The organism is Streptomyces sp. HmicA12, from assembly GCF_000373565.1.
GTDB lineage: Bacteria > Actinomycetota > Actinomycetes > Streptomycetales > Streptomycetaceae > Streptomyces.
This window is the reverse complement of sequence record NZ_KB891797.1, coordinates 500,198-521,416: the sequence shown is the minus strand read 5'-3', so window position 1 is coordinate 521,416 and position 21,219 is coordinate 500,198. Positions and strand designations below refer to the sequence as shown.

The 21,219-nt window shown below is 67.6% G+C and carries 30 protein-coding genes; 5 read left to right on the top strand and 25 right to left on the bottom strand.

What is annotated here, in order from left to right; all coding sequences use genetic code 11:
- Window positions 1-195: 195 nt before the first annotated feature.
- The 22 genes from rplO to B072_RS0102490 form a co-directional block, all read right to left on the bottom strand.
- Entirely contained in the window at window positions 196-651 is a 456-nt protein-coding gene (gene rplO, locus B072_RS0102590; protein WP_018528364.1) for a 50S ribosomal protein L15, read from the bottom strand.
- A 2-nt stretch (window positions 652-653) separates the two neighbouring features.
- A complete protein-coding gene (gene rpmD, locus B072_RS0102585) occupies window positions 654-836 on the bottom strand; it encodes a 50S ribosomal protein L30 (protein ID WP_005481207.1) in 183 nt (60 codons plus the stop codon).
- The gene (gene rpsE / locus B072_RS0102580; RefSeq protein WP_018528363.1) at window positions 836-1,441 is read right to left on the bottom strand and encodes a 30S ribosomal protein S5; all 606 of its coding nucleotides are present in this window, start codon (window positions 1,439-1,441) and stop codon (window positions 836-838) included. The genes rpmD and rpsE overlap by 1 nt, the downstream gene beginning before the upstream one ends.
- A gap of 43 nt (window positions 1,442-1,484) precedes the next feature.
- Window positions 1,485-1,868, bottom strand: coding sequence for a 50S ribosomal protein L18 (rplR, locus tag B072_RS0102575; RefSeq protein WP_018528362.1), 384 nt, complete (start codon window positions 1,866-1,868; stop codon window positions 1,485-1,487).
- A gap of 3 nt (window positions 1,869-1,871) precedes the next feature.
- The gene (gene rplF, locus B072_RS0102570; protein ID WP_018528361.1) at window positions 1,872-2,411 is read right to left on the bottom strand and encodes a 50S ribosomal protein L6; all 540 of its coding nucleotides are present in this window, start codon (window positions 2,409-2,411) and stop codon (window positions 1,872-1,874) included.
- Window positions 2,412-2,435: 24 nt separating this feature from the next.
- Entirely contained in the window at window positions 2,436-2,834 is a 399-nt protein-coding gene (gene rpsH, locus B072_RS0102565; RefSeq protein WP_018528360.1) for a 30S ribosomal protein S8, read from the bottom strand.
- A gap of 226 nt (window positions 2,835-3,060) precedes the next feature.
- Window positions 3,061-3,246 (bottom strand): type Z 30S ribosomal protein S14, encoded by a 186-nt coding sequence (locus B072_RS46135; RefSeq protein ID WP_003948630.1) that lies wholly within the window; start codon window positions 3,244-3,246, stop codon window positions 3,061-3,063.
- 5 nt (window positions 3,247-3,251) lie between these two features.
- Window positions 3,252-3,809, bottom strand: a complete 558-nt coding sequence (gene rplE / locus B072_RS0102560; RefSeq protein WP_018528359.1) for a 50S ribosomal protein L5 — start codon at window positions 3,807-3,809, stop codon at window positions 3,252-3,254.
- Window positions 3,809-4,132 (bottom strand): 50S ribosomal protein L24, encoded by a 324-nt coding sequence (gene rplX, locus B072_RS0102555; RefSeq protein ID WP_016645174.1) that lies wholly within the window; start codon window positions 4,130-4,132, stop codon window positions 3,809-3,811. The genes rplE and rplX overlap by 1 nt, the downstream gene beginning before the upstream one ends.
- 2 nt (window positions 4,133-4,134) lie before the next feature.
- Window positions 4,135-4,503: a 50S ribosomal protein L14 gene (gene rplN, locus B072_RS0102550; protein ID WP_003974257.1), complete on the bottom strand. Its 369-nt coding sequence runs from the start codon at window positions 4,501-4,503 to the stop codon at window positions 4,135-4,137.
- A 98-nt stretch (window positions 4,504-4,601) separates the two neighbouring features.
- The gene (gene rpsQ / locus B072_RS0102545) at window positions 4,602-4,886 is read right to left on the bottom strand and encodes a 30S ribosomal protein S17 (RefSeq protein ID WP_018528358.1); all 285 of its coding nucleotides are present in this window, start codon (window positions 4,884-4,886) and stop codon (window positions 4,602-4,604) included.
- Window positions 4,886-5,110, bottom strand: coding sequence for a 50S ribosomal protein L29 (gene rpmC, locus B072_RS0102540; protein ID WP_018528357.1), 225 nt, complete (start codon window positions 5,108-5,110; stop codon window positions 4,886-4,888). The genes rpsQ and rpmC overlap by 1 nt, the downstream gene beginning before the upstream one ends.
- Window positions 5,110-5,529, bottom strand: coding sequence for a 50S ribosomal protein L16 (gene rplP / locus B072_RS0102535; protein ID WP_018528356.1), 420 nt, complete (start codon window positions 5,527-5,529; stop codon window positions 5,110-5,112). The genes rpmC and rplP overlap by 1 nt, the downstream gene beginning before the upstream one ends.
- 5 nt (window positions 5,530-5,534) lie before the next feature.
- Window positions 5,535-6,377, bottom strand: a complete 843-nt coding sequence (gene rpsC, locus B072_RS0102530) for a 30S ribosomal protein S3 (protein ID WP_018528355.1) — start codon at window positions 6,375-6,377, stop codon at window positions 5,535-5,537.
- On the bottom strand, window positions 6,377-6,724 hold the full coding sequence (gene rplV / locus B072_RS0102525; protein ID WP_004571827.1) for a 50S ribosomal protein L22: 348 nt from the start codon (window positions 6,722-6,724) through the stop codon (window positions 6,377-6,379). The genes rpsC and rplV overlap by 1 nt, the downstream gene beginning before the upstream one ends.
- A gap of 42 nt (window positions 6,725-6,766) precedes the next feature.
- Entirely contained in the window at window positions 6,767-7,048 is a 282-nt protein-coding gene (gene rpsS, locus B072_RS0102520) for a 30S ribosomal protein S19 (RefSeq protein ID WP_018528354.1), read from the bottom strand.
- A gap of 12 nt (window positions 7,049-7,060) precedes the next feature.
- Window positions 7,061-7,897, bottom strand: coding sequence for a 50S ribosomal protein L2 (gene rplB / locus B072_RS0102515; RefSeq protein WP_018528353.1), 837 nt, complete (start codon window positions 7,895-7,897; stop codon window positions 7,061-7,063).
- 39 nt (window positions 7,898-7,936) lie between these two features.
- Entirely contained in the window at window positions 7,937-8,353 is a 417-nt protein-coding gene (gene rplW, locus B072_RS0102510) for a 50S ribosomal protein L23 (protein WP_018528352.1), read from the bottom strand.
- Complete coding sequence (gene rplD, locus B072_RS0102505) at window positions 8,353-9,006, bottom strand: 50S ribosomal protein L4 (protein WP_018528351.1); 654 nt, start codon at window positions 9,004-9,006, stop codon at window positions 8,353-8,355. The genes rplW and rplD overlap by 1 nt, the downstream gene beginning before the upstream one ends.
- A 5-nt stretch (window positions 9,007-9,011) precedes the next feature.
- Window positions 9,012-9,656, bottom strand: coding sequence for a 50S ribosomal protein L3 (gene rplC / locus B072_RS0102500; RefSeq protein ID WP_018528350.1), 645 nt, complete (start codon window positions 9,654-9,656; stop codon window positions 9,012-9,014).
- Between the two features lie 17 nt (window positions 9,657-9,673).
- Window positions 9,674-9,982, bottom strand: a complete 309-nt coding sequence (rpsJ, locus tag B072_RS0102495; RefSeq protein WP_003948644.1) for a 30S ribosomal protein S10 — start codon at window positions 9,980-9,982, stop codon at window positions 9,674-9,676.
- Between the two features lie 443 nt (window positions 9,983-10,425).
- Window positions 10,426-10,878: a MarR family winged helix-turn-helix transcriptional regulator gene (locus B072_RS0102490; RefSeq protein WP_018528349.1), complete on the bottom strand. Its 453-nt coding sequence runs from the start codon at window positions 10,876-10,878 to the stop codon at window positions 10,426-10,428.
- Between the two features lie 149 nt (window positions 10,879-11,027).
- Here B072_RS0102490 and B072_RS0102485 point away from each other — a divergent pair, with 149 nt between their 5' ends.
- From B072_RS0102485 to B072_RS0102465, 5 genes are all read left to right on the top strand, one after another.
- A complete protein-coding gene (locus B072_RS0102485; RefSeq protein WP_018528348.1) occupies window positions 11,028-12,527 on the top strand; it encodes an MFS transporter in 1,500 nt (499 codons plus the stop codon).
- A 95-nt stretch (window positions 12,528-12,622) separates the two neighbouring features.
- Window positions 12,623-12,982 carry a hypothetical protein gene (locus B072_RS0102480; protein ID WP_018528347.1) on the top strand — a complete coding sequence of 120 codons (360 nt, stop codon included), beginning with the start codon at window positions 12,623-12,625 and terminating at the stop codon, window positions 12,980-12,982.
- 10 nt (window positions 12,983-12,992) lie between these two features.
- A complete protein-coding gene (locus B072_RS46130) occupies window positions 12,993-14,585 on the top strand; it encodes a caspase family protein (RefSeq protein WP_018528346.1) in 1,593 nt (530 codons plus the stop codon).
- A gap of 166 nt (window positions 14,586-14,751) precedes the next feature.
- Window positions 14,752-16,773, top strand: coding sequence for a PIG-L family deacetylase (locus tag B072_RS0102470; protein ID WP_018528345.1), 2,022 nt, complete (start codon window positions 14,752-14,754; stop codon window positions 16,771-16,773).
- Window positions 16,774-16,805: 32 nt separating this feature from the next.
- The gene (locus tag B072_RS0102465; protein WP_018528344.1) at window positions 16,806-17,129 is read left to right on the top strand and encodes a hypothetical protein; all 324 of its coding nucleotides are present in this window, start codon (window positions 16,806-16,808) and stop codon (window positions 17,127-17,129) included.
- A gap of 106 nt (window positions 17,130-17,235) precedes the next feature.
- Here the strand turns inward: B072_RS0102465 and tuf are convergent, their stop codons facing one another.
- The 3 genes from tuf to rpsG all read right to left on the bottom strand — a co-directional run bounded on the left by tuf (window position 17,236) and on the right by rpsG (window position 21,219).
- Entirely contained in the window at window positions 17,236-18,429 is a 1,194-nt protein-coding gene (gene tuf / locus B072_RS0102460) for an elongation factor Tu (protein WP_018528343.1), read from the bottom strand.
- Between the two features lie 153 nt (window positions 18,430-18,582).
- A complete protein-coding gene (gene fusA / locus B072_RS0102455) occupies window positions 18,583-20,709 on the bottom strand; it encodes an elongation factor G (protein ID WP_018528342.1) in 2,127 nt (708 codons plus the stop codon).
- Window positions 20,710-20,748: 39 nt separating this feature from the next.
- Complete coding sequence (gene rpsG, locus B072_RS0102450) at window positions 20,749-21,219, bottom strand: 30S ribosomal protein S7 (RefSeq protein ID WP_018528341.1); 471 nt, start codon at window positions 21,217-21,219, stop codon at window positions 20,749-20,751.

The following is a 21,219-nucleotide window of genomic DNA, read 5'->3' as shown; positions in this document are numbered from 1 at the left end:
ACGGTCTTGAGGATTCGACGAATACGTAACGGTCAAGGTCCGCGATTGGTGCCGGGGGCACGCAGATCCCAGAAATTAACAGCGGACGCCACCTTACCGGCGTACCTGCCCCCCTAGGAACGACCAACCGGGGATACCCCTTTTGTGGGGTATCCCCGGTCGGGATCGTTCACGTCATCGAGACGCTGTCTGAAATCAGACGAGCTCGGTGACCGTACCGCCGGCGGCGGTGATCTTCTCCTTGGCGGAGCCGGAGACGGCGTCGACCGTCACCTGCAGCGCCACGGTGATCTCGCCCTGGCCCAGGACCTTGACGAGGCTGTTCTTGCGGACAGCGCCCTTCTCCACCAGACCCTCGACGGTGACTTCGCCACCCTCGGGGTACAGCGAGGCGAGCTTGTCCAGGTTCACGACCTGGAACTCGACCTTGAAGGGGTTCTTGAAGCCCTTCAGCTTCGGGAGACGCATGTGGAGGGGCATCTGGCCACCCTCGAAGCGCTCCGGAACCTGGTAACGGGCCTTCGTGCCCTTGGTACCACGACCGGCCGTCTTACCCTTCGACGCCTCACCACGACCGACACGGGTCTTGGCGGTCTTGGCGCCGGGGGCCGGACGGAGGTTGTGGATCTTGAGCGGGTTCTGCTCACCCATGATCAGTCGACCTCCTCGACCGTCACGAGGTGGCGGACGGTGTGCACCATGCCGCGGAACTCGGGACGATCCTCCTTGACGACCTGCGTGTTGATGCCCTTGAGACCAAGGGAGCGCAGGGTGTCACGGTGGTTCTGCTTGCTGCCGATGTACGACTTCGTCTGCGTGATCTTGAGCTGCGCCATTACGCACCAGCCCCGGCACGCGCACGCAGCAGGGCCGCGGGAGCGACGTCCTCGAGGGGCAGACCACGGCGAGCCGCGATCTCCTCGGGACGCTGCAGACCACGCAGGGCCTCCACCGTGGCGTGCACGATGTTGATCGCGTTGTCGGAGCCCAGGGACTTCGACAGGATGTCGTGAACGCCGGCGCACTCGAGCACGGCGCGCACCGGACCACCGGCGATAACACCGGTACCCGGGGACGCGGGCTTGAGCAGCACGACGCCGGCAGCCTTCTCACCCTGGATCGGGTGCGGGATGGTGCCCTGGATACGGGGGACCTTGAAGAAGTGCTTCTTGGCCTCCTCAACACCCTTGGCGATGGCGGCCGGCACCTCCTTGGCCTTGCCGTAACCGACACCCACGGTGCCGTCACCGTCGCCCACTACGACGAGCGCAGTGAAGCTGAAGCGACGACCACCCTTCACAACCTTGGCGACGCGGTTGATCGCGACAACGCGCTCAACGTACGCGGTCTTCTCGGCGGCGGCGTTGCCACCGTCGCGACCCTTCCGGTCCCGCCGCTCGCCGCCACCGGCACCGCCACCGCGGCGCTGGGGTCCAGCCATTGGAATTACCTCTCTCTGTTTCCGCTAGCTACGGAACCAGGACTCAGAACTTGAGTCCGGCTTCGCGGGCGGCGTCCGCCAGGGCAGCAATGCGCCCGGCGTACTGGTTACCACCACGGTCGAACACGACAGCCTCGACACCGGCGGCCTTGGCGCGCTCGGCGACCAGGGCGCCGACCGACTTGGCCTGCGCGGACTTGTCGCCCTCGCCACCGCGGATCGAGGTGTCCAGGGTCGACGCCGACGCGAGGGTGTGACCCTTAACGTCGTCGATGACCTGGGCCACGATGTTGCGGTTCGAGCGCGTCACGACCAGGCGCGGACGCTCGGCCGTACCCGAGATGTGCTTGCGGATACGGATGTGGCGGCGCTTGATTGCCGCACGCTTGTAAGCGTCGCCCTTAGCGATCTTCTGACCGTATGCCATGGCTTACTTACCCGCCTTTCCGACCTTGCGGCGGATGACTTCGCCTTCGTACTTGACGCCCTTGGCCTTGTACGGGTCGGGCTTGCGCAGCTTGCGGATGTTGGCCGCAACCTCGCCGACCTTCTGCTTGTCGATGCCCTCGACCGAGAACTTGGTCGCCGATTCGACCTTGAACGAGATGCCCTCGGGCGCCTCGACCAGGATCGGGTGGCTGTAGCCGAGCGAGAACTCCAGGTTGGAGCCCTTCGCCAGGACGCGGTAACCGACACCGCTGATCTCGAGCTTCTTCACGTAACCCGTGGTCACGCCGGTGATCATGTTCGCCACCAGCGTGCGGGACAGGCCGTGCAGGGCCTTGTTCTGACGCTCGTCGTTGGGGCGGGTGACGTTCAGAACGCCGTCCTCACCCTTGGCGATGTCGATCGGCGCGACGATGGTGTGGCTCAGGGTGCCCTTGGAACCCTTCACCGTGACCGTGCGGCCATCGATGGTGACGTCCACGCCGGCGGGAACCGTGATGGGGAGCTTGCCAATACGCGACATAGCTGTTTCCTCCGTTCCCTTCCGCTACCAGACGTAGGCGAGGACTTCCCCACCCACGCCCTTCTTGCCTGCCTGCTGACCGGTCAGGAGACCGTGCGACGTGGAGATGATCGCCACGCCCAGGCCACCGAGGACCTTCGGCAGGTTGGTGGACTTCGCGTAAACGCGCAGACCCGGCTTGGAGATGCGCTTGATGCCGGCGATCGAACGCTCACGGTTCGGGCCGAACTTCAGCTCGAGGACGAGGTTCTTGCCGACCTCGGCGTCCTCGACCTTCCAGCCGGTGATGAAACCCTCCTGCTGGAGGATCTCGGCGATGTGCGACTTGATCTTGCTGTGCGGCATAGCCACGGTGTCGTGGTACGCCGAGTTCGCGTTCCGCAGACGCGTAAGCATGTCTGCGATCGGATCAGTCATGGTCATGAATTGGCCTTCGGCCTCTCTCGCCGGGGTTTCCTGTATGCGCCATCCCTCTCCCCACACAGAGGCAGGACGGGTGCGGCACGGGGACCTACGGCGTAGTAAGTCGGTCAGGGCGGCTGAAGCGCCCAACCCTCCTAGCCTAAGCCATGAGAGCTGGGGCCTCAGCCGACCCTTTACTTACCGAGAGTCCTGAGCAATCCCCTACGCCCCAAGGGGCAGTAGGTGATTACCAGGAGCTCTTGGTCACGCCCGGCAGCTCGCCACGGTGAGCCATCTCACGAAGGCACACGCGGCACAGGCCGAACTTGCGGTAGACGGAGTGCGGACGGCCGCAGCGCTGGCAGCGCGTGTAGCCGCGAACACCGAACTTGGGCTTACGAGCAGCCTTGGCAATAAGAGCCTTCTTCGCCATCTCGCTTACGCCTCCTTGAACGGGAAGCCGAGGTGACGAAGGAGCGCGCGGCCCTCAGCGTCGTTGGTCGCCGTGGTGACCACGGTGATGTCCATACCCCGGACGCGGTCGATCTTGTCCTGGTCGATCTCGTGGAACATGACCTGCTCGGTGAGACCGAAGGTGTAGTTGCCACGGCCGTCGAACTGCTTGGGGGAAAGACCACGGAAGTCGCGGATGCGCGGAAGCGCGAGCGACAGGGTGCGGTCCAGGAACTCCCACATGCGGTCGCCACGGAGCGTGACGTGGGCACCGATCGGCTGGCCCTCGCGCAGCTTGAACTGCGCGATGGACTTGCGGGCCTTGGTGATGGCCGGCTTCTGACCCGTGATGGTGGTCAGGTCGCGGACAGCACCGTCCATGAGCTTCGAGTCACGCGCAGCGTCACCGACACCCATGTTGACCACGATCTTGACCAGGCCGGGGATCTGCATGACGTTCTCGTACGAGAACTCGTCCTGCAGCTTGCCCTTGATCTCGTCGCGGTACTTCTGCTTCAGACGCGGGGAAGTGGTGGTCGTCATCAGATGTCCTCACCCGTCCGCTTGGCAACGCGGATCTTGTTGCCTTCGTCGTCGAAGCGGTAACCGACGCGCGTGACGACCTTGTTGCCGTCCTTCTCAACGACCAGCTGGACGTTGGAGACGTGGACAGGCGCCTCGGTCGTGACGATGCCACCGGCCTGCGAGCCGGAGGCGGTGGGGCCGGCCTTGGTGTGCTTCTTGACCCGGTTGACACCCTCGACCAGGACGCGCTCGTCGCGCGGGTAAGCGGCAATGACCTTGCCCTGCTTGCCCTTGTCCTTACCGGTGATGACCTGGACCAGGTCGCCCTTCTTGATCTTCATGCTTACAGCACCTCCGGCGCGAGCGAGATGATCTTCATGAACTTCTTCTCGCGCAGCTCACGGCCGACCGGGCCGAAGATACGGGTGCCGCGGGGGTCGCCGTCGTTCTTCAGAATGACGGCGGCGTTCTCGTCGAAGCGGATGTACGAGCCATCCGGACGGCGACGCTCCTTGACGGTGCGAACGATGACCGCCTTGACGACGTCACCCTTCTTCACGTTGCCACCGGGGATCGCGTCCTTGACGGTGGCGACGATGACGTCACCGATGCCCGCGTAGCGGCGACCCGAGCCACCGAGAACACGAATGGTGAGAATTTCCTTCGCACCCGTGTTGTCGGCGACGCGAAGTCGCGACTCCTGCTGGATCACGTCTATCTCCTGTTTGTCTGCCGGTTCCCCCGGGGCAGTTCAGCTGAACTGCCCCGGGAGCCTGGCGGAACGAACCCTGAGGGATACCCCTCAGAGAATTACTTGGCCTTCTCGAGGATCTCGACGATGCGCCAGCGCTTGGTCGCCGACAGCGGACGCGTCTCCATCAGGAGGACGCGGTCGCCGACGCCGGCAGCGTTCTGCTCGTCGTGCGCCTTGAGCTTGTTCGTACGGCGGATGACCTTGCCGTACAGGGCGTGCTTGACGCGGTCCTCGACAGCGACGACGACGGTCTTGTCCATCTTGTCGCTGACAACAAGGCCCTCACGGGTCTTGCGGAAGCCGCGGGCGGCGGTCTCTTCAGTCACAGTCTTCTCGCTCATCAGGCGCTCTCCACCGTCTCGATGCCCAGCTCGCGCTCACGCATGAGGGTGTAGATCCGCGCGATGTCCTTGCGGACGGCCTTGAGCCGACCGTGGTTCTCGAGCTGACCCGTCGCCGCCTGGAAGCGGAGGTTGAACAGCTCTTCCTTGGCCTCGCGGAGCTTGTTGAGAAGCTCCTCGTTGCCCAGTTCGCGCAGCTCCGACGCCTTGGTACCGGTCGACATCACGCTTCACCTGCCTCGCGCTTGACGATCTTGCACTTCATCGGCAGCTTGTGGGCCGCACGAGTCAGCGCCTCGCGCGCGGTCTTCTCGTTGGGGTACGACAGCTCGAACATCACGCGTCCGGGCTTGACGTTGGCGACCCACCACTCCGGGGAACCCTTACCGGAACCCATGCGGGTCTCGGCAGGCTTCTTGGTGAGGGGGCGGTCCGGGTAGATGTTGATCCAGACCTTGCCGCCACGCTTGATGTGACGCGTCATGGCGATACGAGCGGCCTCGATCTGACGGTTCGTCACGTACGCCGGCGTGAGCGCCTGGATGCCGTACTCGCCGAACGCAACCTGCGTGCCACCCTTGGACATACCGCTGCGCTTCGGGTGGTGCTGCTTGCGGTGCTTGACCCTACGGGGGATCAGCATTTCGGTCAGGCCTCCGTTCCGGTGCTCTCAGCAGCCGGAGCGGCAGCGGCGGGAGCGTCGGCCTTGGGGGCCTCGGCAGCCGGCGCGGACTGCTGCTGCGGCTTGCGACCGCGACCGCCACGCTCGCCACCACGGCCACCACCACGGGCCGGGCGGTCGTTACCGCCACGGGCCGGACGGTTACCGGCGCGGGCCGCGGCGTTCTCGGCGCGAACCTCGGCGATGTTCTTGACGTCGCCCTTGTAGATCCAGACCTTCACGCCGATGCGGCCGAAGGTCGTCTTGGCCTCGAAGAAGCCGTAGTCCACGTTGGCGCGGAGCGTGTGCAGGGGCACACGGCCCTCGCGGTAGAACTCCGAACGGGACATCTCGGCACCGCCGAGACGACCGCCACACTGGATCTTGATGCCCTTGGCGCCCGCCTTCATCGCCGACTGCATGCTCTTACGCATGGCGCGACGGAAGGAGACGCGGGAGGACAGCTGCTCGGCAACGGCCTGGGCCACGAGCTGAGCGTCCGTCTCGGGGTTCTTGACCTCGAGGATGTTCAGCTGGACCTGCTTGCCCGTGAGCTTCTCGAGGTCACCGCGGATGCGGTCGGCCTCGGCGCCACGGCGGCCGATGACGATGCCGGGACGAGCGGTGTGGATGTCCACCCGCACGCGGTCACGGGTGCGCTCGATCTCAACCTTCGAGATGCCGGCGCGCTCCATGCCGGACGTCATCATCCGACGGATGGCGACGTCTTCCTTGACGTAGTCCTTGTACAGCTTGTCGGCGTACCAACGCGACTTGAAGTCGGTCGTGACACCGAGCCGGAACCCGTGCGGGTTTACCTTCTGGCCCATTACCGGGTTCCTTCCTTGCTGCTGACGACCACGGTGATGTGGCTGGTCCGCTTACGGATCCGGTAGGCACGGCCCTGAGCACGCGGACGGAACCGCTTCAGGGTCGGGCCCTCGTCCACGTACGCCTCGCTGATGACCAGCGAAGAGGCGTCGGTGTGGTCGTAGTTGTGCGCAGCGTTGGCGATGGCGCTGTCCAGCACCTTGCCAACGGGCACGCTCGCGGCCTGCGGGGCGAAACGCAGGACCGCCTGAGCCTCCGTGGCATCCATGCCACGGATGAGGTCCACCACGCGGCGGGCCTTCATGGGCGTGACGCGGATGTACCGCGCCTGGGCCCTGGCTTCCATGGTTGTCCCTTCGGTGTTAGTCATAGTCGATTCCACCCCGCCTTAGCGGCGCTTCGACTTCCGGTCGTCCTTGACGTGACCCCGGAAGGTGCGCGTCGGCGAGAACTCGCCGAGCTTGTGGCCGACCATCGACTCGGTGACGAACACCGGGATGTGGGTCTTGCCGTTGTGCACCGCGATCGTGTGGCCCAGCATGCTGGGGATGATCATCGAGCGACGGGACCAGGTCTTGATGACGTTCTTGGAACCGGCTTCGTTCTGAGCGTCCACCTTCTTTACGAGGTGGCCGTCAACGAAGGGTCCCTTCTTGAGACTGCGCGGCATCTAAACCCGCTCCTAGCGCTTCTTGTTCGTCTTGCGGCGGCGGACGATGTACTTGTTCGAAGCCTTCTTCGGCGAACGAGTACGACCCTCCTTCTGACCCCACGGGGAGACCGGGTGGCGACCACCGGAGGTCTTGCCCTCACCACCACCGTGCGGGTGGTCAACCGGGTTCATCGCCACACCGCGAACGGTGGGACGGACACCGAGCCAGCGCTTACGGCCGGCCTTGCCCCAGTTGATGTTCGACTGCTCGGCGTTGCCGACCTCGCCGATCGTCGCGCGGCAGCGCACGTCGACCAGGCGGATCTCGCCGGAGGGCATACGAAGGTGGGCCATCGAGCCCTCCTTCGCCAGCAGCTGCACGGAGGCACCCGCGGAGCGGGCGAACTTGGCGCCGCCGCCCGGACGGAGCTCGATCGCGTGGATCGTGGTACCGACCGGGATGTTGCGCAGCGCAAGGTTGTTGCCCGGCTTGATGTCGGCCGTGGGGCCGTTCTCAACCCGGTCACCCTGCGACAGGTTGCGCGGGGCGAGGATGTAGCGCTTCTCGCCGTCCGCGTAGTGCAGGAGCGCGATGCGCGCCGTGCGGTTGGGGTCGTACTCGATGTGAGCGACCTTCGCGGGCACGCCGTCCTTGTCGTGACGACGGAAGTCGATCACGCGGTAGGCGCGCTTGTGGCCACCACCCTGGTGGCGAACGGTCACACGACCGGCGTTGTTACGGCCGCCCTTGCTGTGCAGCGGGCGGACCAGCGACTTCTCCGGCGTGGACCGCGTGACCTCGACGAAGTCGGCGACGCTGGAGCCACGACGGCCCGGCGTAGTCGGCTTGTACTTGCGGATTCCCATTTCTCAGTCCTCGTCCGATATTCGGACCAGGGCGCTCCGTTAGGAGGCCTGGCCGAAGATGTCGATACGGTCGCCCTCAGCGAGGGTCACGATCGCGCGCTTGGAGTCGGCACGCTTGCCGAAACCGGTGCGGGTGCGCTTGCGCTTGCCCTGGCGGTTGAGCGTGTTGACGCCCGTGACCTTGACCGAGAAGACCGCCTCGACGGCCTGCTTGATCTGGGTCTTGTTGGCGCCCGGCGCCACGACGAAGGTGTACTTGCCCTCGTCGAGCAGCGCGTAGCTCTTCTCCGAGACGACCGGCTTGACGAGAACGTCACGGGGGTCCGTGAAGCTCTTGCTCAGCGGGGTCTCGACGGTGTTCTTGCCCTCGGTGGCGTGGCGCTTCGCCTTGGCGACGCGCGCGGCCTTGGCGGCCTTGGCGGCCTTCGAGGCGATGCTCGGGTGACGCGTAGCCATCAGGCTTCGCTCCCTTCGGTGTCATTGGCCTTCGGGCCAGACACGAAGGACTCGAAAGCGGCCTGGGTGAAGACCACGTCGTCCGAGACGAGAACGTCGTACGTGTTCAGCTGGCCCGGCTCCAGGATGTGGACCTGGGGCAGGTTGCGAGCGGAGAGCAGCGCGACCTCGTCGGCACGGTCGATCACCAGGAGCACGTTCTTGCGCTCCGAGATCTTACCGAGCAGCGACTTGGCGGCCTTGGTGGAGACCTCGCCCTCGACCACGCCGGTGACGACGTGGATGCGAGCGTTGCGGGCCCGGTCGGTGAGGGCGTGGCGCAGGGCCGCGGCCTTCATCTTCTTCGGGGTCCGCTGCGAGTAGTCACGCGGGGTGGGGCCGTGAACGACGCCACCGCCGGCGAACTGCGGCGCGCGGGTCGAACCCTGGCGGGCGCGGCCGGTGCCCTTCTGGCGGTAAGGCTTCTTACCGCCACCACGGACCTCGCCACGACGCTTGACCTTGTGCGTGCCCTGACGGGCCGCGGCCAGCTGCGCGACGACAACCTGGTGGAGCAGCGGAACGCTGATCTTCTCTACGTCGAAGATCTCGGCCGGGAGCTCAACGGTCCCGGTCTTGTCGCCGGAGGGCGACAGAATGTCAATGGTGCTCATAGTCCTCAGGCCCCCTTGGCCGCGGTGCGGACCAGGACGAGGCCGCCGTTCGGACCAGGAACCGCGCCCTTGATGAGGAGCAGGCCCTTCTCCGCGTCAACGGCGTGAACGGTCAGGTTCTGGGTGGTGACCCGCTCGTTGCCCATACGGCCCGCCATGCGGAGGCCCTTGAACACACGACCCGGGGTGGCGCAGCCACCGATGGAGCCGGGCGAGCGGTGCTTGCGCTGGGTGCCGTGACCGGCGCCGAGGCCCTTGAAGTTGTGACGCTTCATGACACCGGCGAAGCCCTTGCCCTTGCTCTTGCCGGTCACGTCCACCTTGACGCCGGACTCGAAGGTCTCAGCGGTGATCTCCTGGCCGAGGGTGTACTCGCTGGCGTCAGCGGTACGGATCTCGACGAGGTGACGACGGGGGGTGACGTCGGCCTTGGCGAAGTGGCCCTTGAGGGGCTTGTTCACCTTGCGCGGGTCGATCTCGCCGAACGCGATCTGGACGGACTCGTAGCCGTCGGAGTCGTTCGTACGGACCTGGGTCACGACGTTGGGGCCGGCCTTGACGACGGTGACCGGAACAACACGGTTGTTCTCGTCCCACACCTGCGTCATGCCGAGCTTCTCGCCCAGGATGCCCTTGATCTGCTTAGCCATCTTCAGCTCACCGACCCTTAGAGCTTGATCTCGATGTCGACACCGGCCGGGAGGTCGAGTCGCATCAGAGAGTCAACGGTCTTGGGCGTCGGGTCGAGGATGTCGATCAGGCGCTTGTGCGTGCGCATCTCGAAGTGCTCGCGCGAGTCCTTGTACTTGTGCGGCGACTTGATGACGCAGTACACGTTCTTCTCGGTAGGCAGCGGCACCGGGCCCGCGACCGACGCACCAGTGCGAGTCACCGTCTCGACGATCTTCTTCGCCGAAGAGTCGATGACCTCGTGGTCGTAGGCCTTGAGCCGGATGCGGATCTTCTGTCCCGCCATGGCTACTTAGTAGTCCTGTCTCTCGTAACGCTCTGGCTCCTGAGGGGCCCTGTTTCACACTTCCTCCGACCCACGCGGTCGGGCGTGTCGCAGTCTCGCTGACAGAAATATCCGTACGGATTTCCCTGCTACAGGAACCGCGGCCCTGGGCCACATGGACTGGGGGAAGAAACCCACCAGGTGCCTGGTGGAGCTCCGCGCTGAACTTCCCGGAAGATTCCCGTACGTCCGCCCCAGCGCTGCCGCAGGCGACAGATAAGGCGACGAGTACTGTGGGACTCGCTTCCGGTCCTCCCGGCGGGAGGCGCGCAGCATCGGCACTCAACCGAGCAACCCCGACAGTCTGCCATACGGGGCATGTCCGGGGCCAATCGAGCGGAAGAGACTACCCCGAGAGTGACGAAGGTCAAACCCGGGGTGGCCGCACGCCGGGGAAAACGCCGCTACCGGCCCGCGTGCGCCGCGTACAGCGTGCGCAGCGCCCTGGTCAGGGCCCGCGCCGACGCCTCGTCGAGCGGCGCCAGATAAGCCTCTTCCGCCTCGGCGCGCGCCCGGTCCGCCTCGCGCTGACAGGTGACACCCGCGGGTGTGAGCACCACGACATTGCGGCGCCGGTCGCGCTCGCTGCGGTGCCGTTCGACCAGGCCCTTGCGCTCGAGCTCGTCGACGACCGCGACCATCGTCGTGCGGTCCACCCCGATCAGTTGCGCCAGTTCGTGCTGCGAGCGCTCCTCACCGTCGGCCGCGAGCACCGACAGGATGCCCACCTCGCGCGGATGAACCCCGTAGGGACCCAGCGCCTCGGCGAGCCGCTCGGCGAGCTGGAGATGGGCGTGCTTGACGAGATACCCGAGGCGCTGGGTCAGAAGTCCGGTCTGCGCGGGGTCGTTCGTCATGTTTCGTAGCGTATCCTTGCCTGATAGTCAGTGCTACTGACGATCAGGCTCGCTCGCTAAAAATGCGACCCCGTACGTATCGGTACGCATCAGGCTGAGCGCCCTCGACTCCCGCACCTCCGCGAAACACAGGAAGCGACACCTCGCCCATGAGCGACTCCATATCCGCGCCCGCCATCCGGACGGCGCCGGTCTCCCCCGCCGCGCCGGCGGCCGATGCGCCCGATCCCCGCCGCTGGTGGGGCCTGGTCGTCATCGCCCTGGCCCAGCTGATGGTGGTCCTCGACGCGACCATCGTGAACATCGCGCTGCCCTCCGCCCAGACGGCCCTCGGCATGTCCGACGCCAACCGGCAGTGGGTCATCACGGCGTACACCCTGGCCTTCGGCGGCCTGCTGCTGCTCGGCGGCCGCGTCGCCGACCTCGTCGGCCGCAAGCGCACCTTCATCATCGGCCTGATCGGTTTCGCCCTCGCCTCGGCGATCGGCGGCGCCGCGCAGAGCCCCGGCATGCTCTTCGGCGCCCGCGCGCTGCAGGGCGTCTTCGGCGCGATCCTCGCCCCGTCGGCGCTGTCCCTGATGACCACGACGTTCACCGACCCGCGCGAGCGCGGCAAGGCGTTCGGCATCTACGGCGCGCTCGCGGGCGCGGGCGGCGCCGTCGGTCTGCTGCTCGGCGGCATCCTCACCTCGTACCTGAACTGGCGCTGGTGCCTGTACGTCAACATCCCGATCGCGATCGTCGCCGTCGTCGGCGCCGTGATCCTGCTGAACGACCGCGCGGGCCACAAGGACATCAAGCTCGACGTGCCCGGCGTGATCCTGGGCTGCGGCGGTCTCGTCGCGATCGTCTACGGCTTCTCGGAGGCCGAGCCGCGCGGCTGGGGCGACTCGATGGTCGTCTCCCTACTGATCGGCGGCGCCGTCCTGCTCGTCGCGTTCGTCTTCTGGCAGTCCCGCGCGAAGTCGCCGCTGCTGCCGCTGCACGTCCTCAGGGACCGCAACCGGGCCGGCTGCTTCCTGACCATGGGCCTGGCCACGGTCGGCATGTTCGGCCTGTTCCTGTTCATGACGTACTACCTCCAGGGCATCCTCGGATACTCGCCGGTCCGCACCGGCCTGGCCTTCCTGCCGATGTCGGTCGCGATCATCATCGGCTCGACGCAGATCTCGGCCCGCCTGCTGCCGAAGGTCCCCGCCCGCGCGCTCATGGTCCCGGGCATGATCCTGGCCGCGTCCGGCCTGCTGATCCTCACGCAGCTCGGCGTCGACTCCGCCTACGCCACCCACGTCCTGCCCGCCGAGCTGATCCTCGGCCTCGGCATGGGCCTGACGTTCATGCCGGTCTTCTCCACGGCCACCAGCGGCGTGCGCCCGCAGGACGCCGGCGTCACCTCCGCGATGGTCAACACCTCGCAGCAGGTGGGCGGTTCGCTCGGCACGGCCCTGCTGAACACGATCGCGACGTCGGCCACGGGCTCGTACATCGCGGGCCATCTGACCGACCCGTCGAAGAAGGACCAGGTCGTCGCCGCGGGCATCGTCCACGGCTACACCCACGCGATCTGGTACGCCGTCGGCGCGATGCTGCTCGCCGGAGTCTTCGCAGCCCTCCTGGTCGACGCCAAGCCCCAGGCGGGCCGGCACTGACCTCCGCGGTCCCGGACACCGGATCGGCCACTGCGGCCCCGAACTCCCCTGCCGCTCCGTACAGTTGACATGTTGTCGCTGATCGAGGGGGAGCGATGGGTTCTGCCGCCGCGGGGTCGTCCGATGTTCCGGGACTGCCGTTCTGGGTGTCGCACGATCACCAGGACGACGCGGACAGCGAGTTCGGGGACGACGGCGACACCATGGGGCTGTTCCGGGACGACGACGCGGACGTACGGCTGCGGAACGTGCCGCTCGGACCGTTACGGAAGAACCTCGCCGACGCCGTGGACGCGTTGCAGGAAGTCTTCGCGGAAGCCGCGGCGCGCGGCGGACCGTTGCCGCTGCGCGAGGCGCACCTGTCCTTCTCGGTGACCGCGAGCGGCGGGGTGCAGTTCATCGGCAGCGCGCAGATCCAGCGGGGCCACGGCATCACGCTGGTCTTCAAGCAGTGACCGGTACGTGATGGCACGGCACAGGGCCCTGCTCATCGGGGCGAGCGACTACGAGATGCCCGGTGTCTCCCCGCTTCCCTTCGTCCCCGCGGACCTGGCCCGCCTCGGCTCGGCGCTCGAGGACCGGGGGTTCGACGTCCTGGTCGTGGCCGCGCGGGAAGGCGGCAAGCAGGTCTCCAGGAACTTCGTCGACGGCCAGGTGACCGGCTTCCTCAGACGGGCCGGACGGGACGACACCCTGCTCGTGCTGCTGAGCGGCCACGGGGTGCACGCCGGAGGCCGCGACTTCCTGGTCCCGGAGGACGTTCAGGAGGACACGCACCCCTTCGAGTCCGGGTGCGTGGCCATCGACTGGCGTGCGCACCTGGACGAGACGCCCGCGGCCCGCGTCGTCTTCCTGATCGACGCCTGTCGTGAGGGGATCGAGCAGAGCTCCATGGGTGTGGCCGGTGTCCGGCAGTGGGGGCGGCAGAAGGCCGGTGCCGCGCTGCGCCGCAAGGTCGCCTTCGTGTACGCCTGTTCACCGGGGCAGTTCGCCCTGTTCGTCCGCGCCAGGGACAAGCCCGTCGACCCGGTGCCCGGAGTGGGTCCGGACGAGTCCTTCAGCATCTTCTCGCGATCGGTGTCGGACGTCGTGGCCACCCACCGCGGCGCCGGGGACCTCGACCTCCTGGAGTTCCAGCGGGCCGTCCAGGACCGGATCACGGAACTGCACCGGGCCTACCGGAAGCCCGGGCAGCCCCAGACGCTGCGCGTCGTCACCGACATCCCGGCGGGGGACCTCCGCTTCCTGCCTCCGTCCCCGTCCCCGTCCCCGTCGACGGGACCCCGCCCGGACCGCTCCGCGCCCACGGTCACCGCTCGCCCGCGCACCACCGCGCCCTCCGCCGCGCGCACCGCGATGGCCGCGTTCCCGGAACCCGTCCGGCACCGCGCCCGCGGCCTTCCGTCCCGCCGACGGGCGCTCGTCGCGCTGCTCGCCCTCGGGGCGCTCGGCGCCACGGTCTGGGCGGTCCTCACCGTGGGCGCCGACCAGCACGGCGGCGACGGCTCGACGGCGGACAAGGCAGGATCGACGGTCTCCGCCGCTCCCGGCGCCTCTCCGCGAAAGAGTTCGGCCTCCCCGAAGGGCTCACCGAAGTCCTCACCAAAGGCCTCCCCGAAGTCCTCACCGAAGCCCACCGCGTCCGCCGTGAGCCCCCTGCCCGACTGCACCTCGGGCGCCGTGTCGCTGTCCGTGCGCAGCGCACACAACTCCTACGAGCCCGGCGAACAGCCGCACATGGAGATCACCGCGAAGAACAGCTCCACGAGCGACTGCAAGATCGACCTGGGGCCGCGGAGGGCCGTACTGGTGTTCAGCAAGGCCGGTGAGGACAAGCCTCTGTGGTCCTCGGACGACTGCCCCGAGACAGGCGGCCAACTGCTCCGCGCGCCCGCCGGGGGCACCATCACCCACACCGTGAAGTGGGACCGGAAGCCGAGCGCCCCCGACTGCGCTCCCCCTTCCGGCGGCAGCGCACCGTCAGGCACGTACCTGGTGGAGCTGAGCTCGACCGGCTTCCCGAAGTCGCAGACGTCCTTCGTCCTCGGCGACTCCTGAACGGGAGCGCATGGACGGACCGCACACCCTTCGGGTGAACGGAACATGTACGCGCATGGAACCCCCACCCCTTGGCGACCCTCTCACCAGGTGAATCACCACAGCACCTGAACAGAGGCGAGCGCACGACCGACCGCTGCCTCCACAGCGGACGGAGTACGCCCTCATGCGGAAGCGACCTGCGATAGCGGGGCCCGAAAAGCCTGTTGAGCGAGGTACGTCCCGCCGCTCCGTCGTTCTCGGCGGCGCCGCCGCTCTCGCCGCCGCCGGTTCGCTCACCGCCTGCTCCCGCGCCACCCCCGCTCCCCCGCCGCGCACCACCGCCCCCGCCCCCGCCTCGGGCCTGCCCGCCGCCCAGGCCGACCGCGCCCTGCTGCTCCAGGTCCTCGCCCACCCCGACGACGACCTGTACTTCATGAACCCGGACGCGCAGCACGCCTTCGACGCGGGCACCCCGCTCGTCTGCGTGTACGTCACCGCGGGCGAGGCCGACGGACGGAACAAGACCGACGCGGACCGGCAGCCCGCCCCGAACAAGGCCGCCTACTCCGCCGCCCGCCACCAGGGCCTGCGCCAGTCCTACGCGACCCAGCTCGGCCTGCCCGTCTTCACCCGCTGGGACACCATCGTCCTGCGACTGCCCAGCGGCTTCCAGGCCGAGGCCAGCTCCCTCGAACACCGGGGCAGACGCGTCGAGTTGGTCCATCTCGACCTCGCGATGCACACCCCGGCGGGCCACATGGGCGTCCCCGCGCTGTGGCGCGAGAGCGGTCTGCTCCTGCGCACCCTCGTCCCCGACGGCTCGCCGCTGCGCACGGTCCAGACGTACGACTACGACTCCCTGGTCACCGTCCTCGTCGAGCTCTTCCAGCGCTACCGCCCCACCCTGGTGCACACCCTCGACCCGGACCCCGACATCCAGCTCGGCGACCGGATCACCCGGATCCGCGACAGCGAGCAGCCCGGCTACTCCGACCACGCCGACCACACCGCCGTCGCCTGCTTCACCTGGGCCGCGCTGATCCGCTGGGCGCGACAGGCCGGGGGCGGGCCGCCCGCCTTCGCCGTCACCGCCTTCCGCGGCTACTACAACCACCACTGGCCCAAGAACCTCCCGGCCCAGGTCCTGGCCCAGAAGGCGGCCCACCTCGTCCCCTACGGCGCGGCCCCCGACTGGAGCTGCGGCAACCCGTCGGGCTGCGGCGACTACAACGTCGGCGGCGACCGCCCCCTCACCAACCGCAAGGGCTGGGTCCGCGCCACCCACCACCGCTACCCGGGGCCACGCCTCGCGCTCGCCCCGGACCCCGACGGCCACCTCACCGCGTACGGCGTGCTCGGACTGCGGGCGGTGCGCTACGAGGAGAAGGACGGGAGGTTCGGGGCCCCGGTCGACCTCGGCGGCGGCCCGCTCGCCCCGGTGCTCGGCGGCGCCGTGCTCCCCGGCGGCCGCCACCTCGTCCTCGGGCTGCGGCTCGCCGCGATCGAGGGCCGCGGCGCGACCGACGCCCGGGAGATCGTGGCCCTGGAGCAGCGCGGCCCGCACAGGTACGGCTCCTGGACCGGTCTCGGCAATCCCGAGGGCAGCGACCCCGACCGCGGCCGGCGCATCGGGGTCCCGGTGGCGGTCACCGCTCCCGACGGGCGCGTCCACCTCTTCGTGCGCAACGCGGCGCAGGGCATCAGCACCCGCGTACGGGACACGGCCGGAACCTGGTCGCCCTGGCGCGACCTCGGCGGCGGCCCCGTCCAGGACGGCCTCACCGCGGTGGTGGGCGGCGACGGGCAGGTGCACGTGTACGCCCCCGGCCGCGACACGGTCCACCACTGGACGCCGGACGGAGCGGCCCCGCTCGCCGTCCTGCCCGTCCCCGCCGACGCGATCGCCGCGGCGGACGGCCGCCTCTACTACCGGCCGCCCGCCTCGGCCCGGCTGCTCTCCCCCGGCGGCCCGGCGCTCGACTTCCCCGGCTACGGCCCGGTGGCGGCGGCGGGCGGTTATCTGCTCGGGCTCGGCACCGACGGCCGGGTCCAGCTCCTGGAGGACGGCAGGATCACCCGCCCGGCCACGGGCCCCGTCACCCTGGACGGCCCGGCCCTGGTGGCGGACCGGCGCGGACCGACGGCGGCGGGACTCTCCCCGGACGCCCGGCCCTGGCTGTGGCGACCGGCCCGCGCAAAAGCCTGATCCCGCCGCGGGCCGGGCCCCACACTGGCCCGATGGCCCCTCACTCCGCCCGGCCCGACCTGTCCGACGAGGACCGCGGCTGCGTGCGCCTCGTCCTCGCCGTGCCGATCGGCATCCTGACCCTGCTCTCCGCGTACTTCTGCTGGACGGCCCTGACGATCGAGCCGCAGGGTGTCTGGGACATCCCCGCCCACCGCGGCATCGAGCTGTCCTGCTTCGTCACGGTCGTGTTCGGCGTCGCGCTGGTCGCCCTGTGGCTGCCGCGGTCGGTGCGCCGCGTCATCAGCTGGACCTGGGTCGCGCCGGGCGCGGTCCTCGGCATCGTGGCCGCCGTGCGCTGGACGTTCGCCGCGTAGAAGCGCTTCGGCGCATGCAAAAGGGCCCGTACGACCGAAGTCGTACGGGCCCTTTCAGAGCTCGCAGTAGGAGCTACCAGGCATCAAGCCCAGCAAGTAAGCGGACTTACTTGTTGATCTTGGTGACCTGGCCGGCGCCGACGGTCCGGCCACCCTCACGGATGGCGAACTTGAGGCCCTCCTCCATGGCGACGGGCTGGATGAGCTCCACCTTCATCTCGGTGTTGTCACCCGGCATGACCATCTCGGTGCCCTCGGGGAGGGTCACGACGCCGGTCACGTCCGTCGTACGGAAGTAGAACTGCGGGCGGTAGTTGTTGAAGAAGGGGGTGTGACGGCCACCCTCGTCCTTCGACAGGATGTAGGCCTGGGCCTCAAACTCGGTGTGCGGCGTGACCGAACCCGGCTTGATGATGACCTGGCCGCGCTCGACGTCCTCGCGCTTGATGCCACGGAGGAGCAGACCGACGTTCTCACCGGCCTGGCCCTCGTCGAGCAGCTTGCGGAACATCTCGATGCCGGTGACCGTGGTGGTGGTCTTCTCGGTCTTGATGCCGATGATGTCGACGGTCTCGTTGACCTTCAGGACACCACGCTCGATACGGCCGGTGACGACCGTACCGCGACCGGTGATCGTGAAGACGTCCTCGATGGGCATGAGGAACGGCTTGTCGACGTCGCGCTCCGGCTCCGGGATGGCGGAGTCGACGGCGGCCATGAGCTCCAGGACCGAGTTGCCCCACTCCTTGTCGCCCTCGAGCGCCTTGAGCGCCGAGACCTTGACGACCGGAACGTCGTCGCCCGGGAACTCGTACTCGGAGAGGAGCTCACGAACCTCGAGCTCGACGAGCTCCAGGATCTCCTCGTCGTCCACCATGTCGGCCTTGTTCAGGGCGACAACGATGTACGGAACGCCGACCTGGCGGGCCAGGAGCACGTGCTCCTTGGTCTGCGGCATCGGGCCGTCGGTGGCGGCGACCACGAGGATGGCGCCGTCCATCTGCGCGGCACCCGTGATCATGTTCTTGATGTAGTCCGCGTGACCGGGGCAGTCGACGTGGGCGTAGTGACGCGCCTCGGTCTGGTACTCGACGTGCGCGATCGAGATCGTGATACCGCGCTGGCGCTCCTCAGGAGCCTTGTCGATCTGGTCGAACGCGGACGCCTCGTTGATGTCCGGGTACGCGTCGTGCAGCACCTTGGTAATGGCGGCCGTGAGGGTCGTCTTACCGTGGTCAATGTGACCGATGGTGCCGATGTTGACGTGCGGCTTAGTCCGCTCGAACTTCGCCTTCGCCACTGGGTCCTCCTGTGGAGTGGTTCTGTACGCCTTGCTTCATCGGCGCCAGGTGATCTTTGCTGGAAAGCCAGGGCCCGGGGGCATTCAGAAGCTTTCGCCCCTGAATGCCCGATCGGGCTCCGGAGTCAAGCCTAAAGCGTGAACTCGAGTGAGTTACTCGCCCTTGGCCTTCGCGATGATCTCCTCGGCGACGTTCCGCGGAACCTCGGCGTAGGAGTCGAACTGCATTGAGTAGCTTGCGCGACCCGACGTCTTGCTGCGGAGGTCGCCGACGTAGCCGAACATCTCCGAGAGGGGCACGAGGCCCTTCACGACGCGAGCGCCGCTGCGCTCCTCCATGGCCTGGATCTGGCCACGGCGGGAGTTGATGTCACCGATGACGTCGCCCATGTAGTCCTCGGGCGTGGTGACCTCGACGGCCATCATCGGCTCGAGCAGCACGGGCTTCGCCTTGCGCGCGGCCTCCTTGAAGGCCTGCGAACCGGCGATCTTGAAGGCGAGCTCCGAGGAGTCGACCTCGTGGTAGGCACCGTCGAGAAGCGTGACGCGGACGCCCGTCATCTCGTAGCCGGCCAGGATGCCGAACTGCATGGCTTCCTGCGCACCCGCGTCCACCGACGGGATGTACTCCCGGGGGATGCGGCCACCGGTGACCTTGTTGACGAACTCGTACGAGGACTCGCCGCTCTCGATCGGCTCGATCGCGATCTGCACCTTGGCGAACTGACCGGTACCACCGGTCTGCTTCTTGTGGGTGTAGTCCACGCGCTCGACGGCCTGACGGATCGTCTCGCGGTACGCGACCTGGGGCTTGCCGACGTTCGCCTCGACGCGGAACTCGCGCTTCATGCGGTCGACGAGCACCTCGAGGTGAAGCTCGCCCATACCACCGATGATGGTCTGGCCGGTCTCCTCGTCCGAGTGCACCTGGAAGGAGGGGTCCTCCTCCGAGAGGCGCTGGATGGCGACACCCAGCTTCTCCTGGTCACCCTTGGACTTCGGCTCGATGGCGACCTGGATGACAGGCGCCGGGAAGTCCATGGACTCCAGGATGACCTGCTGCTTGTCGTCACAGAGCGTCTCGCCCGTGGTGGTCTGCTTCAGACCCATGACGGCGACGATGTCACCGGCGCCCACCGACTCGATCTCCTCACGCTTGTTCGCGTGCATGCGGTAGATCTTGCCGATGCGCTCCTTCTTGCCCTTGACGGGGTTCAGCACCGCGGTGCCGGACTCCAGGCGGCCCGAGTAAACCCGGACGAAGGTGAGCTTGCCGAGGTGCGGGTCGCTCATGATCTTGAAGGCCAGAGCGGCCAGCGGCTCGTCGTCCGACGGCTTGCGCTTGACGACGACCTCGGGGTCCTTGACGTCGTGGCCCTCGATGGCCTCGACGTCGAGCGGGGTCGGCAGGTAGCGCACGACGGCGTCGAGCAGGGGCTGAACGCCCTTGTTCTTGAACGCGGTGCCGCAGAACACGGGGGTGACGGTGGTGTCGCCGCCCTTGCCGGAGGCGATGGTGATGCGACGCACGGCGGCGTGCAGCTGCTCGACGGTGGGCTCGGTGCCCTCCAGGAACAGCTCCATCATCTCTTCGTCGTTCTCCGCGACGGCCTCGAGCAGCTTGCCGCGGTACTCCTCGGCAGCCTCGGTGTGCGTGGCGGGGATGTCGACGATGTCGTACGCCTCGCCCTTCGCGGCCTCGGCGGACCAGACGAACGCCTTCATCGTGACGAGGTCGACGACACCCTGGAAGTCGGCCTCGGCACCGATGGGCAGCTGCATGACGAGCGGGGTCGCACCGAGGCGGTCGACGATCATGTCGACGCAGCGGTGGAACTCGGCACCCGTGCGGTCCAGCTTGTTCACGAAGCAGATGCGCGGCACGCCGTAACGGTCGGCCTGACGCCACACCGTCTCGGACTGCGGCTCAACGCCGGCGACGCCGTCGAACACCGTCACAGCACCATCGAGCACACGCAGGGAGCGCTCCACCTCAACGGTGAAGTCGACGTGCCCGGGGGTGTCGATGATGTTGATCGTGTAGTCGTCGTTCTCGAGCGGCCAGTGACAGGTGGTGGCAGCAGAGGTGATCGTGATGCCACGCTCCTGCTCCTGCTCCATCCAGTCCATCGTGGCAGCGCCGTCGTGGACCTCACCGATCTTGTACGAGACGCCGGTGTAGAACAGGATCCGCTCGGTCGTCGTCGTCTTGCCCGCGTCGATGTGGGCCATGATGCCGATGTTGCGCACCTTGGCCAGGTCAAGTGAAGTGGTAGCCATAAGGCTTCAGTCTTCTCTCGGTCTCGATGTGGGTAGCGACTACCAGCGGTAGTGCGCGAAGGCCTTGTTGGACTCGGCCATCTTGTGCGTGTCCTCGCGCTTCTTGACGGCAGCGCCGAGGCCGTTCGAGGCGTCGAGCAGCTCGTTCGTCAGACGCTCGGTCATCGTCTTCTCGCGACGGGCGCGGGAGTAGCCGACGAGCCAGCGGAGCGCGAGGGTGCTGGCGCGGCCGGGCTTGACCTCGACCGGGACCTGGTAGGTCGCGCCACCGACACGGCGGGACTTGACCTCAAGGGTCGGCTTGATGTTCTCGAGCGCGCGCTTCAGCGTGATGACCGGGTCGGCGCCCGACTTCTCACGCAGGCCCTCCATGGCGCCGTACACGATGCGCTCGGCGGTGGAGCGCTTGCCGTTCAGCAGCACCTTGTTGATGAGGGAGGTCACCAGAGGAGAACCGTAGACCGGGTCGATGATGACCGGGCGCTTCGGGGCGGGGCCCTTACGAGGCAT

What these genes read in the sequence shown, in the direction of transcription:
- B072_RS0102465 (WP_018528344.1), top strand. Translation starts at nt 16,806, where the DNA reads ATGGCCCCTCACTCCGCCCGGCCCGACCTGTCCGACGAGGACCGCGGC.
- B072_RS0102470 (WP_018528345.1), top strand. Translation starts at nt 14,752, where the DNA reads ATGCGGAAGCGACCTGCGATAGCGGGGCCCGAAAAGCCTGTTGAGCGA.
- rpsH (WP_018528360.1), bottom strand. Translation starts at nt 2,834, where the DNA reads ATGACCATGACTGATCCGATCGCAGACATGCTTACGCGTCTGCGGAAC.
- B072_RS46130 (WP_018528346.1), top strand. Translation starts at nt 12,993, where the DNA reads ATGGCACGGCACAGGGCCCTGCTCATCGGGGCGAGCGACTACGAGATG.
- rpmD (WP_005481207.1), bottom strand. Translation starts at nt 836, where the DNA reads ATGGCGCAGCTCAAGATCACGCAGACGAAGTCGTACATCGGCAGCAAG.
- B072_RS0102480 (WP_018528347.1), top strand. Translation starts at nt 12,623, where the DNA reads ATGGGTTCTGCCGCCGCGGGGTCGTCCGATGTTCCGGGACTGCCGTTC.
- rplW (WP_018528352.1), bottom strand. Translation starts at nt 8,353, where the DNA reads ATGGCTACGCGTCACCCGAGCATCGCCTCGAAGGCCGCCAAGGCCGCC.
- rplX (WP_016645174.1), bottom strand. Translation starts at nt 4,132, where the DNA reads ATGAAGATCAAGAAGGGCGACCTGGTCCAGGTCATCACCGGTAAGGAC.
- rplV (WP_004571827.1), bottom strand. Translation starts at nt 6,724, where the DNA reads ATGGAAGCCAGGGCCCAGGCGCGGTACATCCGCGTCACGCCCATGAAG.
- rplB (WP_018528353.1), bottom strand. Translation starts at nt 7,897, where the DNA reads ATGGGAATCCGCAAGTACAAGCCGACTACGCCGGGCCGTCGTGGCTCC.
- rpsS (WP_018528354.1), bottom strand. Translation starts at nt 7,048, where the DNA reads ATGCCGCGCAGTCTCAAGAAGGGACCCTTCGTTGACGGCCACCTCGTA.
- rpmC (WP_018528357.1), bottom strand. Translation starts at nt 5,110, where the DNA reads ATGTCGACCGGTACCAAGGCGTCGGAGCTGCGCGAACTGGGCAACGAG.
- rpsQ (WP_018528358.1), bottom strand. Translation starts at nt 4,886, where the DNA reads ATGAGCGAGAAGACTGTGACTGAAGAGACCGCCGCCCGCGGCTTCCGC.
- rplF (WP_018528361.1), bottom strand. Translation starts at nt 2,411, where the DNA reads ATGTCGCGTATTGGCAAGCTCCCCATCACGGTTCCCGCCGGCGTGGAC.
- rplP (WP_018528356.1), bottom strand. Translation starts at nt 5,529, where the DNA reads ATGCTGATCCCCCGTAGGGTCAAGCACCGCAAGCAGCACCACCCGAAG.
- rpsG (WP_018528341.1), bottom strand. Translation starts at nt 21,219, where the DNA reads ATGCCTCGTAAGGGCCCCGCCCCGAAGCGCCCGGTCATCATCGACCCG.
- rplC (WP_018528350.1), bottom strand. Translation starts at nt 9,656, where the DNA reads ATGGCTAAGCAGATCAAGGGCATCCTGGGCGAGAAGCTCGGCATGACG.
- B072_RS46135 (WP_003948630.1), bottom strand. Translation starts at nt 3,246, where the DNA reads ATGGCGAAGAAGGCTCTTATTGCCAAGGCTGCTCGTAAGCCCAAGTTC.
- rpsJ (WP_003948644.1), bottom strand. Translation starts at nt 9,982, where the DNA reads ATGGCGGGACAGAAGATCCGCATCCGGCTCAAGGCCTACGACCACGAG.
- B072_RS0102485 (WP_018528348.1), top strand. Translation starts at nt 11,028, where the DNA reads ATGAGCGACTCCATATCCGCGCCCGCCATCCGGACGGCGCCGGTCTCC.
- B072_RS0102490 (WP_018528349.1), bottom strand. Translation starts at nt 10,878, where the DNA reads ATGACGAACGACCCCGCGCAGACCGGACTTCTGACCCAGCGCCTCGGG.
- fusA (WP_018528342.1), bottom strand. Translation starts at nt 20,709, where the DNA reads ATGGCTACCACTTCACTTGACCTGGCCAAGGTGCGCAACATCGGCATC.
- rplD (WP_018528351.1), bottom strand. Translation starts at nt 9,006, where the DNA reads ATGAGCACCATTGACATTCTGTCGCCCTCCGGCGACAAGACCGGGACC.
- rplR (WP_018528362.1), bottom strand. Translation starts at nt 1,868, where the DNA reads ATGGCATACGGTCAGAAGATCGCTAAGGGCGACGCTTACAAGCGTGCG.
- rpsE (WP_018528363.1), bottom strand. Translation starts at nt 1,441, where the DNA reads ATGGCTGGACCCCAGCGCCGCGGTGGCGGTGCCGGTGGCGGCGAGCGG.
- rpsC (WP_018528355.1), bottom strand. Translation starts at nt 6,377, where the DNA reads ATGGGCCAGAAGGTAAACCCGCACGGGTTCCGGCTCGGTGTCACGACC.
- rplE (WP_018528359.1), bottom strand. Translation starts at nt 3,809, where the DNA reads ATGACGACCACCACTTCCCCGCGTCTGAAGCAGAAGTACCGCGACGAG.
- rplO (WP_018528364.1), bottom strand. Translation starts at nt 651, where the DNA reads ATGGGTGAGCAGAACCCGCTCAAGATCCACAACCTCCGTCCGGCCCCC.